The organism is Sphingomonas sp. IW22, from assembly GCF_041321155.1.
Taxonomy (GTDB): domain Bacteria; phylum Pseudomonadota; class Alphaproteobacteria; order Sphingomonadales; family Sphingomonadaceae; genus Sphingomonas.
In genome coordinates this window covers 1,479,385-1,494,161 of record NZ_JBGGWB010000001.1, presented here as the reverse complement: position 1 = coordinate 1,494,161, position 14,777 = coordinate 1,479,385, and the positions used below count along the sequence as shown (strand labels likewise).

11 protein-coding genes are annotated in these 14,777 nt (G+C 65.4%); 9 read left to right on the top strand and 2 right to left on the bottom strand.

Annotated elements, in window-relative coordinates:
• Positions 1 to 48 precede the first annotated feature (48 nt).
• The 6 genes from ACAX61_RS07475 to ACAX61_RS07450 all read left to right on the top strand — a co-directional run bounded on the left by ACAX61_RS07475 (position 49) and on the right by ACAX61_RS07450 (position 9,053).
• The gene (locus tag ACAX61_RS07475) at positions 49 to 3,093 is read left to right on the top strand and encodes a TonB-dependent receptor (protein ID WP_528084545.1); all 3,045 of its coding nucleotides are present in this window, start codon (positions 49 to 51) and stop codon (positions 3,091 to 3,093) included.
• Between the two features lie 105 nt (positions 3,094 to 3,198).
• Entirely contained in the window at positions 3,199 to 4,767 is a 1,569-nt protein-coding gene (locus ACAX61_RS07470) for a tryptophan halogenase family protein (protein WP_370714940.1), read from the top strand.
• Positions 4,767 to 5,477: a SapC family protein gene (locus ACAX61_RS07465; protein WP_370714142.1), complete on the top strand. Its 711-nt coding sequence runs from the start codon at positions 4,767 to 4,769 to the stop codon at positions 5,475 to 5,477. Before ACAX61_RS07470 ends, ACAX61_RS07465 begins: the two co-directional genes overlap by 1 nt.
• Positions 5,470 to 6,495, top strand: a complete 1,026-nt coding sequence (locus ACAX61_RS07460) for a cupin-like domain-containing protein (RefSeq protein WP_370714141.1) — start codon at positions 5,470 to 5,472, stop codon at positions 6,493 to 6,495. The genes ACAX61_RS07465 and ACAX61_RS07460 overlap by 8 nt, the downstream gene beginning before the upstream one ends.
• 11 nt (positions 6,496 to 6,506) lie before the next feature.
• Positions 6,507 to 7,997: a tryptophan halogenase family protein gene (locus ACAX61_RS07455; protein ID WP_370714139.1), complete on the top strand. Its 1,491-nt coding sequence runs from the start codon at positions 6,507 to 6,509 to the stop codon at positions 7,995 to 7,997.
• 3 nt (positions 7,998 to 8,000) lie between these two features.
• Complete coding sequence (locus ACAX61_RS07450) at positions 8,001 to 9,053, top strand: LacI family DNA-binding transcriptional regulator (protein ID WP_370714138.1); 1,053 nt, start codon at positions 8,001 to 8,003, stop codon at positions 9,051 to 9,053.
• Positions 9,054 to 9,060: 7 nt separating this feature from the next.
• On the opposite strand, the gene ada is transcribed toward ACAX61_RS07450, so the two are convergent.
• Complete coding sequence (gene ada, locus ACAX61_RS07445; RefSeq protein WP_370714137.1) at positions 9,061 to 10,095, bottom strand: bifunctional DNA-binding transcriptional regulator/O6-methylguanine-DNA methyltransferase Ada; 1,035 nt, start codon at positions 10,093 to 10,095, stop codon at positions 9,061 to 9,063.
• Positions 10,096 to 10,213: 118 nt separating this feature from the next.
• Here ada and ACAX61_RS07440 point away from each other — a divergent pair, with 118 nt between their 5' ends.
• Together ACAX61_RS07440 and ACAX61_RS07435 are read left to right on the top strand one after the other, a co-directional pair.
• Positions 10,214 to 11,560 carry an amidohydrolase gene (locus tag ACAX61_RS07440; RefSeq protein ID WP_370714136.1) on the top strand — a complete coding sequence of 449 codons (1,347 nt, stop codon included), beginning with the start codon at positions 10,214 to 10,216 and terminating at the stop codon, positions 11,558 to 11,560.
• Positions 11,560 to 12,120, top strand: coding sequence for a DUF3617 domain-containing protein (locus tag ACAX61_RS07435; protein ID WP_370714135.1), 561 nt, complete (start codon positions 11,560 to 11,562; stop codon positions 12,118 to 12,120). The genes ACAX61_RS07440 and ACAX61_RS07435 overlap by 1 nt, the downstream gene beginning before the upstream one ends.
• Before the next feature lie 2 nt (positions 12,121 to 12,122).
• Here ACAX61_RS07435 and ACAX61_RS07430 read toward each other — a convergent pair whose 3' ends face one another.
• Positions 12,123 to 13,289, bottom strand: coding sequence for an MBL fold metallo-hydrolase (locus ACAX61_RS07430; RefSeq protein ID WP_370714134.1), 1,167 nt, complete (start codon positions 13,287 to 13,289; stop codon positions 12,123 to 12,125).
• A 130-nt stretch (positions 13,290 to 13,419) separates the two neighbouring features.
• On the opposite strand from ACAX61_RS07430, the gene gorA reads away from it, so the two are divergent.
• Positions 13,420 to 14,769 carry a glutathione-disulfide reductase gene (gorA, locus tag ACAX61_RS07425; protein ID WP_370714133.1) on the top strand — a complete coding sequence of 450 codons (1,350 nt, stop codon included), beginning with the start codon at positions 13,420 to 13,422 and terminating at the stop codon, positions 14,767 to 14,769.
• The last annotated feature ends 8 nt before the right edge of the window (positions 14,770 to 14,777 follow it).

The window sequence follows — 14,777 nt, the reverse complement described above, 5'->3', positions numbered from 1 at the left end:
CACAAAAAACGGCACGGTGTACCCGTGCGTCAAAAAGGGGAGGACGGGATGCTGAGCTCCAAGGCTCGCTCGATTTCGCGATTCGTGGCAAGTGCATCGGTGATGGCGATTGCTGCCGTGCCGGCGGTCGCATCGGCGCAGGACGCAGCCGCGACATTGGGCAATACCGGCCCCTCCGAAATTCAGGATCAGGCACCGGCCCAGCAGCCAGGCGACGAAATCGTCGTTACCGGCATCCGCGCGTCGCTACGCGAAGCCGTCGATATAAAGCGCAACGCGCAGGGCGTGGTCGACGCGATTTCGTCAGAGGATATCGGTAAGTTCCCCGACACCAATCTGGCCGAGTCGCTTCAGCGCATCACCGGCGTGTCGATCGACCGTTCGAACGGCGAAGGCTCGACCGTCACGGTGCGCGGCTTCGGTCCGGAATACAATCTTGTCACGCTGAACGGTCGCCAAATGCCGACCTCAACGTTGGGCGACGGCGCGAGCGCGCCTGCGTCGCGCTCGTTCGACTTCGCGAACCTCGCGTCGGAGGGCATTGCCGGGGTCGAGGTCTACAAGACCGGCCGCGCTGCCGTTCCTTCGGGTGGTATCGGTTCGACCATCAATATCCGCACGCCGCGTCCGCTCGACCGACCGGGCACGCGCGGATCGGTGGCCGCACGCGGCGTCCTCGACACCTCGCGCAATGATGGCAACCCGATCACGCCGGAAGTGTCGGGCGTCGTGTCCAGCACCTTTGGCGACGACCGTTTCGGCATCCTGCTGAGCGGCGCGTATCAGCTTCGCAAGGCGAGCGTAAATTCGGCCACTGTCGGTTTTCGCGACGGGTTCCTGGGTTCGCAGAACGACTGGGGCTCGCTCGCTCAGCCTGGCACGCCGGGTTCCGAGCGGATCACCAACCGCCCCGGTCCCACCGACGTCTATGAAGTGCCGCAGGAAGCAAGCTACAGCCTGATCGACATCGATCGTGAGCGTATCAACGGTCAGCTGGTGCTTCAGGCGAAGCCCACAGACAATCTGACTGCGACGCTGGACTATACCTACTCCAGCAACCGGGTCGAAGCGCGTACCGCCAGCACGGGCGTGTGGTTCAATTTCGGCAATACGTCGAGCGAATGGACCGATGGGCCGAACGCCGGCCCGGTCTTCTATTCCGAGCAGTTCGAACCGGGCAAGGACCTGTCCTATTCCAGCGCGCTGACCGCCAACAAGTCGATCAACAAGTCGCTGGGCGGTAACCTGACTTGGGAAGCGCCGGGCAACGTTACCGTCTCGCTGGACGCGCACCATTCGACTGCCGAGTCGAAGCCGACCAACGAATATGGCAGCAGCACGTCGATCGGCGGCGCGATCTTTGGCGTCCAGTCGCAGCGGATCGATTTCACCAATGACCTGCCGGTCATTTCCTATGCGATGTACCCTGGCATCGACGCGCTGAACCCGGCGGCGATCACGCCGACCGGCAACGCGTTCCGCAACGCCTATTTCAAGAACACGCTCGACCAGATCCAGCTCAAGGGTCATTACGACCATGACGGCGATTTCCTGCAGAGCATCGACGCCGGCTTCTCCTTCGTCGATAATCAGGTCCGATCGGCATATGGCTTCATCCAGAACGAGACCTGGGGCGGGGTCGATCCGCGCGGGCAGCAGTTCGGTGCCGACGCCGTGCCCGATGATTTCTTCCAGCGCGTAAGCCTGCCCGACAAGTTCAGCGGCTTCGACGGCAGCGGTGGTCTGGCGCCGGCCATCTATACCTTCAATTTCGAACAGATGGCCGAATTGCTGCGTTCGCAGTACAATATCTGCGAAAATCCGCAGGCTGGCGTCGCTGCGCCGGGCACCTGCCTCGCCAACTACACCACCGATCGTCGCATCCGCGAGAAGACGATTTCGCCGTACATCCAGTTCAACACGCGCTTTGATGTGTTCGGCAACCCCGCACACATCATTGCGGGCATCCGTTACGACCAGACGATCGTCGACTCGTCGGCGCTGGTGCCGGTGCCGACCGGCGCCCGGTGGACCGGCCCGAACGAATTTGCGCTGACTTTGGCTGAGGAAGCGGCGTTCACGACGTTCCGTGGCAATTATGAAAACTGGCTTCCGTCGATCGACTTCGACATCGAACCGATCCGCAACGTGAAGCTGCGTGCTTCGTACAGCCACACCATCACGCGCGCTGATTATGCCAGCCTGCAGGGCGGTCTGGAGCTGGACACCAACCCGCGCATCGGCGGGGGTACGGGCCGGTTGGGCAACCCGAACCTGATTCCGTTCAAGTCGAAGAATATCGACTTCTCGGCGGAATGGTATTTCGACCGCGAAAGCTACATCTCGGTCGGCTATTTCAACAAGGACGTCAGCAACTTCATCGGCAGCACCCAGGTCGATCAGTCGGCGTTCGACCTGCGTAATCCCGGTTCCGGCCCGCGTTATCGCGCGGCGGTAGCGGCGCTGGGTACAACCGATGCGGTGCGGGTGCGCGACTATATCCTGCGCAACTATCCGGCATCATCGGAAATCACCGGCACGACCCAGGCGGGCGGCGTCGATTATCTGACCGGCAACATCTTTGGCCTGCCCGAAGACGATCTGTTCAATTTCCAGATCACCCAGCCGTTCAACAGCGACCGGACCGCCAACATCAATGGCTGGGAATTCGCGATCCAGCACCGACTGTGGGATACGGGTCTGGGCTTCATCCTGAACTATACGATCGTCAATGGCGATGCGAAGTACAACAATACGCTGGACCCCAATATCGGCCAGTTCGCACTGACCGGGTTGAGCGACAGTGCCAATGTTGTCGGCTATTACGACAAGAACGGCATCCAGGCGCGTGTCGCCTATAACTGGCGCGATAAGTTCTATGCCGGTGGTGCGTTCGATCCCACTTATGTCGAGGCCTACGGCCAGGTCGACGCCAGCGCGAGCTGGGAGTTCATGCAGGGCCTGACCGTGTTTGCCGAAGGGATCAACATCCTGGGCGCCAATCGTCGCGGCCATCGCCGGTCGGAGGAGTTCGTGACCTTTGCCCAGCCGGGTTATGCGCGGTACATGGGCGGTCTGCGCTTCACCTTCTGATCGTGCTTGCGAACGGGCCACCCCTGCATCCAGCGGGGGTGGCCTTTTCGATACGTGCACGGCAGGACTATCGACCGGCTGCGAGCAAGGGAGCGGATCGGCACCGTGGATAGAGGTATCGCCCATGTGGTGATCGTCGGCGGCGGCACGGCCGGTTGGCTGGCCGCGTGCCGCATCGCCGCCGCGGCCGACCCGGCGACTTCCTCGCTGCTTCACGTTACCCTGATCGAATGCCCGGACATTCCCACGATCGGCGTGGGGGAGGGTACCTGGCCGACGATGCGGCGGACGTTGTCGCGAATCGGCATCGCCGAGACCGAATTTCTTCGCACCTGTGACGCATCCTTCAAACAGGGTTCGCGCTTCATCGGCTGGCGCGATGGCGGCATGGACGACGCCTATTTCCATCCCTTCGTCGCTCCGGTGGAGGGCAGCGCCCGCGGGTTGGTCGAGGGGTGGCGGGCGGTCGCGCCTGAGCTTTGCTTTGCCGATGCCGTGTGCCCGCAGCCCTGGGTCGGCGCGCGGCATCTGGCGCCGCGTCAGGCGGGTATGCCCGATTATGCGGGTGCGCTGAACTATGCCTATCACCTCGATGCGGGGAAGTTGGCCGAATTGCTGCGACGCCATGCGGTCGAGCGGCTGGGCGTGCGCCATGTGCGCGACCATGTCGGCGGCACGATCATGGCCGATGACGGCGATATCGCTGCCGTCGCCACGCGCGATCATGGAGACATTGCGGGCGACCTGTTCATCGATTGCACCGGCCATGCCGCGCTGCTGATCGGGGAGCGTTACGGTGTCCCCTTCCTCGACCGTTCCGATGTGCTATTCAACGACCGCGCGCTGGCCGTGCAGGTGCCGGTCACACCCTATATGCCGATCGCGTCACAGACCGACGCGACCGCGCACGACGCTGGCTGGATCTGGGACATTGGCTTGCCGACGCGGCGGGGCGTGGGATGCGTCTATTCCTCCCAGCATATGGACGATGAACGGGCCGCTACAACGCTGCACGCCTATCTGGGGCGCACCGCACCCCATGCCGACCCCGCCGCGCTGTCAGTCCGGCAGCTGGCGTTCCGGTCGGGGCATCGGGAGCGTTTTTGGGAGCGTAACTGCTTGGCCATCGGCCTATCGGCGGGCTTTCTGGAGCCGCTGGAGGCGTCGGCCATCGTCACTATCGAATTGTCCCTCGACGCGCTGATCGACAATTTCCCGGCGACGCGCGCGTCGATGCCGCTGCATGCGCGCCGATTCAACGACCTGTTCCGTTATCGCTGGGACCGCATCGTCGAATTTCTGAAGCTGCATTATGTGCTAAGCGAGCGGACGTCCGATTACTGGCGTGACCACCGCGCCGACGGGACGATTCCCGACCGGCTGGCGCATTTGATCCGACTGTGGCGTGATCAGCCTCCCTCTGTCCATGATTTCGACAGCGTGGAGGAGGTGTTTCCTGCCGCCAGCTATCAATATGTGCTGTACGGCATGGGCGCCGCAACGCCCCCGCCGGGCGTTATGCGGGCCGAGGACACCGACGCCGTTGCCCAGCGGATCGAGCAGGTCGCCCGGCGCGCCCGCACACTGGCGGCCAGCCTGCCAACCAATCGCGCGGCGCTCGACACCCTGGTCCGGGCCGCGCAACCTGTACCCGTAACGGAGCGTCAGTACTGATGGCCAACCACGCGATTCTCGATCCCCAGACCCATCGTGACCTGCGCGTGACGCATGCACGCGGCGAGGCGATGGGCGACGGCGTGATGAGCGCGATCGTCGTGCCCAGCGAGTTTCGGCGCGTTCAGAACGACTATCCGATCCTGTTCCGACTGGACCTGCAAAGCGACCGTTTCGCTGCCCATGCGCTGTTCGGGTTCGAACCCGGCGAGAACCTTTATCTGGATGGCAGCGGCTGGGACGCAGGCGCGCTGCCGCTGGCGATGGCGATTCAGCCTTTCCTGATCGGCACCGTGCCTGGCGGCGACACGCGACAGGTGCATATCGACCTGGACAGCCCGCGCATCCGTGATGACGGTGTTCGCCTGTTCGACGAATTCGGGCAAACGACTCCCTATCTGGAAGCGGTGATCGAGCAACTGCGCGCGCTGGACACGGGCTATCAGGCTTCGGCCGGGTTCTTCGATGCACTGCGGCGCTACGAATTGCTGGAGCCGTTCACGCTGGAAGTGACGTTACAGGACGGCTCGACCAACCGGCTGGTCGGATATCATGTGATCGATGAGGAAAAGCTGCGGGCGCTGGACGGCGGCGCGCTTGGCGAGCTGCACCGGGACGGGCATCTGATGCCGATCTTCATGGCGCTGGCTTCACTGACCAACATTTCGGCGCTGGTCGCGCGCCGGAACCGGCGACAGGCCCATGGCTGAGAGCGGCACCGACATCTTCGCCGCGCTGCCACCGGTGCGGGAGGTGGAGGTGGCCGACGCCGCCGCACTGGACGCGGTGCTGCGCGACGCGGATGCACCGTTCATTGTGCGCGGACTTGTCGCGGACTGGCCGTTGGTTGCGGCGGGGCGCCAGTCGCCGCGTGCGGCGCGCGATTACCTTATGGCGCGCGCGCGTGACCGCGCCTTTGCGGTTTCGGTCGGCACCGGCGGCGACCGGCTGTTCTATGACGATGCGATGGGCATGAACTTTCGCATGATGTCGGCGCGCCTGCCCGAAATCTTCACCCGTATGGATGAGGGGGAAGGGCAGGCCGATGCCCCGACCATCTATCTCGGCTCTGTCGACATCCATGACTTCTTCGACGGGCTGCATGCCGACAATCACGTCGATCTGGGTCACCGCACCTGTCTGGCCAGTATCTGGATCGGCACGCGCACCCGGATCGCGGCGCATAACGACGTGCCGCACAATCTGGCCTGTGTCGCGGTCGGACAGCGGCGCTTTACACTGTTCCCGCGCGATCAGTTCGCCAACCTGTATCTCGGCCCGATCGACAACACCCCGGCGGGCCGCGCGGTCAGCATGGTCGATTTCCACGCGCCCGATTTCGAACGCTTCCCCCGCTTTGCCGACGCGCTGGCCAGCGCGCAGGTTGCCGATCTGGCGGCGGGTGATGCGCTGTATGTGCCCGCCATGTGGTGGCACCATGTCGAGGCGCTGGATTCGTTCAACATCCTGGTCAATTATTGGTGGCGCGAAACGCCGCGCTGGCTTGGCCATCCGCAGGACGCACTGAACCACGCGCTGCTGGCGATCCGGGACCTGCCGGATGACGAGCGCGAACATTGGCGCGCGCTGTTCGACCATTATGTGTTTGGCGATGCCGAAGCCGCCGCCGCGCACCTGCCCGACGGGGGGCGCGGCGTGCTGGCGCCGCTGACCCCCGATACGGCGGGGCGGCTGCGCGCGTATCTGTTGCGACAGCTCAGCCGATGAATGGAGACGTGATGAAGCGGATCGTGGTCGCAGGGGGCGGCACGGCGGGTTGGATGGCGGCTGCGGCGATTGCCCGGACGATGGGCCGCGCGGCACAGGTGATGCTGATCGAATCAGACGCGATCGGCACCGTGGGGGTGGGGGAATCCACCATTCCGCCGCTGGTCACCTATAACCGCCTGCTCGGCATCAACGAGGCCGATTTCATGCGTGCGACCAGCGCGACGTTCAAGCTGGGCATCCTGTTCGATGGGTGGAAGGACGGCAGCGACCGCTATTTTCACTCCTTTGGCATTACCGGTAAGGATCACTGGGCCGCCGGGTTCCAGCATTACTGGATGAACGGGCGCACACGCGGGCATGACGCGCCCTATGACGATTACTGCCTTGAACTGGTGGCAGCGTTGCAGGGGCGGTTCGCGCATCTGCCCGACAATGGGCTGAACTATGCCTATCAGCTCGATTCGACCCGCTATGCCCAGTTTCTACGTGCGATGGCCGAAGCCGACGGGGCCGTCCGTATCGAGGGGCGGATCGCGCACGTCGAGCTGGACGGCGAAAGCGGCGACATCGCGGCGCTGCTTCTGGAACGCGGGGAACGGATCGAGGGGGATCTGTTCCTCGACTGCACGGGTTTTCGCGCGCTGTTGATCGAAGGGGCGCTGCATGCGGGCTTCGACGACTGGACCCACTGGCTGCCGTGCGATTCGGCCATTGCGCTCCAGACCGAAAATGTCGGGCCGCCCATGCCCTATACCCGGGCCATGGCACATGACGCGGGCTGGCAATGGCGCATCCCGCTTCAGCACCGCACGGGCAACGGGCTGGTCTGGTGCAGCCGTTACCTGAACCGCGACGCCGCGCTTGATCGGCTGCTGGGCAATGTCGAGGGCAAGGTGCTGACCGAGCCCAATCACCTGAGCTTCACCAGCGGGGTGCGGCGGCGGCAATGGGTGCGCAACTGCATCGCCATCGGCCTGTCGGGCGGGTTCATGGAGCCGCTGGAATCGACCAGCATCCATCTGATCCAGCGGGCCATCCTGCGCCTGATCCGAATGCTGCCGATGGGACAGGTCAATGCCAGCGACGTGGCGGAGTTCAACGAACAGCAGCTTCAGGACATGGTCCAGATCCGCGACTTCCTGATCCTGCACTACAAGGCGACCGACCGGCGCGATTCGCCCTTCTGGCGGCAATGCGCGGCGATGGACGTGCCCGATACGCTGGCCCAGAAGATCGCGCTGTTCCGCGAAACGGGCCGCGTGTTTCGCAAGAACGAGGAACTGTTCGCCGAAAACAGCTGGGTTCAGGTGATGATGGGGCAGGGCATCATGCCCCAGTCGTCGCACCCCATCGCCGCGCGGCTGAGTGACGAGGAAATGGCGCGTTTCCTGACCACTCTGCGCGAACGGGTGGCCCAGACGGTCGCAAAGCTCCCCGACCACGGCGCCTATGTTGCGCGATATTGCGGATCTGCCGCGACGACCGACAGGGCCGCCTGATTCATGGCCAGACGGCGTCAGGCAGTGACGATCAAGCATGTTGCGGCGGATGCGGGGGTCTCCCTCCAGACCGTCAGCCGTGTGATCAACAAGGAAAGCAACGTGCGGCCCGAAATGGCCGAACGCGTGCAGGCCTCGATCGACAAGCTGGGCTATGTGCCCTCCATCGCGGCGCAGCGGATGAGCGGGTCGCGTTCCTATCTGATCCTTGCACTAAACGACCGCGAACGTACCATCGCCGACTGGCGGGAGCGGCAGGGCACCGACTGGGTGGACCAGATGATGCTGGGCGGCATGGTGAAGTGCGCCGAGCATGGCTATCGCCTGATCGTGGAACTGGTCGACACGCATAGCGACCATATCGAGCGGGAATTGTCGGCGGCACTGGCGGCGCTGAGGCCCGACGGCGTCATTCTGACCCCGCCCCATTCGGAAAATGCGACCATCCTGCGGCTGTTGAAGGCCCAGCATGTCAGCGTCGCGCGAATCGGAACCCTGCGCGAAGACCATGGCTTTGCCCTGACCATGGATGATGAGCGCGCCGCGCGGCTGGCGGCGACGCATCTGGTCGAACTGGGTCACAAGCGCATCGGCTTTATCGCGGGGCCGGCGGCCTATGAGCTCAGCGGCTGGCGGATCGAGGGGTGGCGCGCCGCGATGGCGGCGGCGGGGCATGACCAGGACGGGCTGCTGGCGCGGGGCGATTTCAGCTATGAATCGGGCCTTGCCGCCGCCGATGCGCTGCTGAGCGCGCCCAATCCGCCGAGCGCGATCATCGCAAGCAACGACCGCATGGCGCTGGCCACGCTGGAGGTGGCGCGGCGGCGCGGGCTGTCCGTGCCCGACAAATTGTCGCTGATCAGCTTTGACGACACGCCGATCGTGCGCTTCACCCACCCGCCGCTGACCGCGGTGGTCCAGCCCATTGCCGAGGTTACGGCGCGCGCGGTCGAACGGATCATCGACGAACAGGCAGGCCGACCGGTCGATCCCGCGCCGGAAGCGATCCCCGCCAGCCTGACCATCCGCGCCTCCACCGCGCCGCCGGGGCGCTGATCCAGCCCTAGTCCTGTTGCCTCTCCCGCGCGCGCAGGGTGCGCTTGCGCTCCAGGCCATAGGCATAGCCGCCCATCGACCCGTCGCTGCGGGTGACGCGGTGACAGGGAATGACTACAGCGACGTTGTTGGCGCCACATGCCGACCCCGCCGCCCGCACCGCGTTGGGGCGCCCAACGGTGGCTGCAAGCTGGGCATAGCTCATGCTCTCCCCCGCCGGGATGCGGCGCAGCGCCTGCCACACGGCTTCCTGAAAGGCGGTGCCCTGCACGTCGAGCGGCAGGTCGGTGTCGCGGCCGGGTGTCTCCACCTCGGCCACCACGCGCGCGGCAAGTGTCGCCAGCGCATCGTTGCCGGGCAGGATCGTGGCGTTGGGAAAGCGCGTGGCGAGGGCTGCTTCATCCTCGTCGAACGATACGCGGCATAGCCCCTTTTCGGTCGCGGCGACCAGCATCGGGCCAAGGCTGGTGGGGGCCAATACCCAGCGGATCGTCACTCCCGCGCCGCCCCGCACCCAGGCCGATGGCGCCATGCCCAGCCGGTCGCGGGTCTCGTCATAAAAGCGGCTGGGGCCAGAATAGCCCGCACGGTAAAGGGCGTCGGTCACGTTCGGCTCCTGACTGAGCGCATCGGCGGCGCGGGTGGCGCGGCGCGCGCGGGCATAGGCGGCGGGGGTGACGCCCGTCGCGCGTTTGAAGATGCGGTGGAAATGATGCGGGGCATAGCCGGCGATGCGGGCCAGCGTTTCCAGCGGCGGGGGCGCATCGGCCCCTTCGATCGCGGCAATCGCGCGCGCCACGGCCAGACGGTCGCGCGCCGCTTCGTCCGGGCGACAGCGCAGGCACGGGCGAAATCCCGCCGCACGCGCCGCCGCGCCATCTGCCAGGAAACGGACATGCTCGCGCCGGGGACGCCGGGCGGGGCAGGAGGGGCGACAGTAAATGCGCGTCGTCGTCACCGCCACGACCAGCCGTTCGTCCCATGCGCGGTCGCGCCGCTCGAAGGCGGCCCAGGCGTCGTCGTCGGCGATGGGCGTGGTCATGCGGGCCGGTATAGCGCCCGCGCCCAGTGCTCGCATCCCGATGCTTGCGATCAAAGCCGCTCGACAAGCGGCGCGGGGGCGATAGGCTGCACCGCAACATAGGGGGAGATCAGCCTTGATGCGTCATCTGTTGCCAGCCACCGCCATGCTGCTTTCCGGCACCGCGCCCGCCATTGCCGCCGAGCCGGATTATGCCGCCGCGGTGCGCGCCGATTACAAGGCCGAACTGGCATCGACGTTCGACTGGTTTCACCGCAATCCCGAACTGAGTTTCAAGGAAACCAAGACCGCCGCGCGCATGGCGGCCGAGCTTCGCAAGATCGGCGGCATCGAAGTGACCGAGGGCGTGGGCGGCACCGGCGTGGTGGGCGTGCTGAAAAATGGTGACGGCCCGGTGATGATGATCCGCGCCGACATGGATGGCCTGCCGGTGGAGGAAAAGTCGGGCCTGCCCAATGCTTCGAAGGTGCGCCAGGTTGGCGTCGATGGTATCGAGGCGCCGGTCATGCACGCCTGCGGCCATGACACGCACATCACCTCGATGATCGGCACCGCCAAGCGGCTGGCGGCGATGAAGGACCGGTGGAAGGGCACGGTGATCTTCGTCGTCCAGCCCGCCGAGGAACGGGTGGGCGGCGCGCATGCGATGGTGAAGGACGGGCTGTATACCCGCTTCCCCAAGCCGCAATATGCGCTGGCGCTTCACGTGTCGTCCGAACTGGCGGCGGGCAAGGTGACGGCGTCGGAGGGGATACAGTACTCCTCCTCCGATTCGGTCGACATCACCGTGCCGGGCATCGGCGCACACGGGGCCAGCCCGCATATGGGCAAGGACCCGGTCTATATCGCGTCGCAGATCGTGATTGCGCTGCAGGGGCTGATCAGCCGCGAGCAACAGCCGCTGAAACCCGGTGTCATCACCGTCGGCTCTTTCCATGCGGGGCTGAAGCACAACATCATTTCGGACGAGGCGAAGTTGCAGGTGACGGTGCGCGCCAATGACGAGGAGGAGCGCGCGCGCCTGATCGCGGGCATCCGCCGCGTGGCCAAGGGCGTGGGCGAACTGAACGGCATGCCCGCCGACAAGATGCCCGTCGTAAACGTGATCGAAGGTACGCCGACGACGATCAACGATACCGCACTCGCGCGTCGGCTCAACGCGACGATGGTGACGGCGCTGGGTGCGGAAAATGTCGTGCCGTTCGAGCAGAAGGGCATGGGGGCGGAGGATTTCGCCTATTTCGTGCAGCCCGATACCGGTGTGAAAGGCTATTATTTCGCTGTTGGCGGTACGCCCCAATCGGTGATCGATGCGGCGCGGCGCGGTGGCCCACCAGTGCCCTCGCACCACTCGCCGCTGTTCAAGGTGTCGCCCGAACCCGCGATCGTCACCGGCACCATTGCGATGACGGCCGCCGTGCTGGATCTGGCCGGTTCCGGTAGCGCGGGCAGCGCGGGGCAGTGATGCGCGCGCTGACGCCGCTGGTCGCCCTTACCCTCGCCGCGTGCGGGGGTGAGAGCACGCCCAACAGTGCTGCCGCCAGCGGTGAGGTGGAAATGCGGAACGCCAGCGTGGCGGAAGTCGCCGAACAGGCGCGCGCCGCATCCGCCGCCACCCGGTTCCAGCCCGGTCAGTGGCGCAGCACGGCGGAAGTGGTCGACATCCAGATGCCCGGTATGCCGGCGGGGATGGCCGAACAATTGCGCCAGCAGATGATGTCGCGTTCCAGCGTCACCAGCTGCATGACCGAGGAACAGTCCGCCAATCCCAGCGAAAGCCTGTTCGGCGGGCAGCGCGGCCAGTGCCGTTTTGACCGCTTCAGCATGAAGGCGGGGCGCATCGACGCGGTGATGACATGCGCCGGTGACGGCCGCGAGGTGGAGGCCGCGCGCATCACCATGGCGGGCACGTTCGACGCGACGCATTTTGAAACCGAAAGCACCATCGAATCGACCGGCGGCGAACGCGGGCGGATGTTGATGCGCTCCCGCGTGAAGGGCGAACGCGTCGGCGCCTGTACCTGACGTCAGGGCAGGGCAGTGACGGCGGGCGTGCGCGCGCATGCCGCCAGCCGTGCTTCGTTCAGCGGGCGGGGTTGACCCCGACCCAGCGGCGGCACCGACCATGGCTGTCCGGGCGCACGGGGTTGGAAGCCTGCCCTGTCCTGCCCGGCACATTTCATCAACGCCTCCAGCATCCGCGGCGGCGTGTCGCGCCCCTCTGACGACAATTTGAACGTGCCCCAATGGATCGGCAGCGCGGCGGGCTGACCCAGCCGGTCCCACACGCGCACGGCGTCGGGCGGGCCGATATGGCTGCCGGTCCCCATCTGGCCGGCGGTAAAGCGAAACGCGCCGATGGGGATCATCGCCAGCCGGATCGGTCCCAGCGCCGCTGCTTCCCGCGGCCATTCGCCGTCGCCAAATCCGGTATCGCCAGCAAAGAACAGATTGCCGCCCGGCAACGTGACGACGAATGCCGACCATAGCGCACGGTTGCGGTCGGCGAACCAGCGGCTGCCCCAATGATGGTTGCGCACGACATGCACCGCGACGCCCGGCGCGACGGTGACGGCCCTGCCCCAGTCGATGGCAGTGGCGGGCACGCCGGCCTGTGAAATCACGCTGTCATTGCCCAGGCTGGTAACGATGCGCGGGCGGTCGCGTTCCCACAGCTGCTTCAGCGTCGACAGGTCCATATGGTCGTAATGATTGTGGCTGACGACGATCAGGTCGATGGGCGGCAGGTCGTCAATGGCGATGCCCGGCTCGGTCACCCGCTCAGGGCCGAAACCGAACGGCCCGGCGCGCGGTGACCAGATCGGGTCGGTCAGGATGTTCAGCCCGCCCGCCTGCACAAGGACCGTCGCATGGCCGACCCATGTGACGCGCATGTCGCCACCCGCCACGCGCGCGGGTGGGCGGTCGCGGGTCACGGGAGCGTTGTCGGGCCATGGCGCTTCCCCCTCACCACTCAAGCGTCGCCAGAAAAAGCCGGCGCGGCTGCCACCGCCCGGCGGACCGGCGGTGTCGTCGCCATCGGGATTGAAGAATCGCTCTCCGTCGAAATGGCCGCTGGCCGGGCCGCGATAATAGATGCGGTCGAGGAAGGGCGGGACGACCACGCTGGCCAGGCAGGCGATGATCACCAGCCACAGCAACGCGCCGGCCAGCCATTTCAACGATCGACGCATCACCACTCTCTGACCACCATCGACGTTTACCGTTTTGGGCGCTTGAAGGTTCCGCGATCAAACCCTTTGTCAGGGGGCGCACTGCCCCTATCTGGCACGCAAGCCCGCATATCAAAGAAGGAGCGCCGCCTTGGCCGATTATGACTATGACCTGTTTGTCATCGGTGCCGGATCGGGCGGCACCCGCGCCGCGCGCGTTTCCGCCGCTTATGGCGCGCGGGTGGCGGTGGCCGAGGAATATCGGGTCGGCGGCACGTGCGTCATTCGCGGCTGCGTACCCAAGAAGCTGTTGATCTATGGCGCGCATTTTGCCGAAGATCTGCGCGATGCGCGCAAATTCGGCTGGGCCGTGCCCGATGATTGCGCTTTCGACTGGGCGACGCTGCGCGACAATGTGCTGAGCGAAGTCGACCGTCTGAACAAGGCGTACACCACCACCATCGAATCGAGCGGTGCGGAGATCATCCACGAACGCGCCACCATCGCCGGCCCGCATGAGGTGAAGCTGGCCAGCGGGCGCATCGTCACCGCCGAACGCATTTTGATTGCCACCGGCGCGACGCCGCATGTGCCGTCCTGTCCGGGGCACAAACACGGCATCACCTCGAACGAGGCGTTTCATCTGGACAGCCTGCCCAAGCGTATTCTGATCGCGGGCGCGGGCTATATCGCCAATGAATTTGCCGGGCTGTTCCACCAGTTCGGATCGCATGTCACGCTGATCAACCGCACCGACGTGATCCTCCGCGGCTATGACGAGCAGGTGCGTGACCGGCTGCTGCAGATCTCGACAATGAAGGGGATCGAGTTCCGCTTCCACGCCGAGTTCCGCGGCATCGAAAAGCAGGCGGATGGCAGCCTGATGGTCGAGATGACCGGCCACGACCCCATCGAGGTCGATTGCGTCATGTTCGCCACTGGTCGCGTGCCGAATACCGGCGGGCTGGGGCTGGAGAATGCGGGCGTCGAATGGGACGAAAAGGGCGCGATTACGGTCGATGCCGACAACCGCTCAAGCTGCGACAGCATCTTCGCCGTGGGCGACGTGACCAACCGCGTGCAACTGACTCCCGTCGCCATTCGCGAGGGGCAGGCGTTCGCCGACACCTTTTACGGCAACAAGCCGACGCAGGTCGATTATGACTGCATCCCCGCCGCGGTGTTCAGCCACCCGCCGATCGCAGGCGTGGGCCTGACCGAAGGGGCGGCGCGGGAGAAGTTCGGGTCGGTCAAGGTCTATCAGTCGGACTTCCGCCCGATGAAGAATGTGCTGGCCGGGCGCAACGAACGCGCGCTGTACAAGATGATCTGCGAGGCGAATACCGACCGTATCCTGGGCCTGCACATGATCGGCCCCGACGTGCCCGAAATCCTTCAGTCGGCAGCGGTCGCGGTCAAGGCGGGGCTGACCAAGGCGGCATTCGACGCGACGGTCGCGCTGCATCCGTCGATGGCGGAGGAACTGGTGCTGTTGAAGTGAGCGCGCTA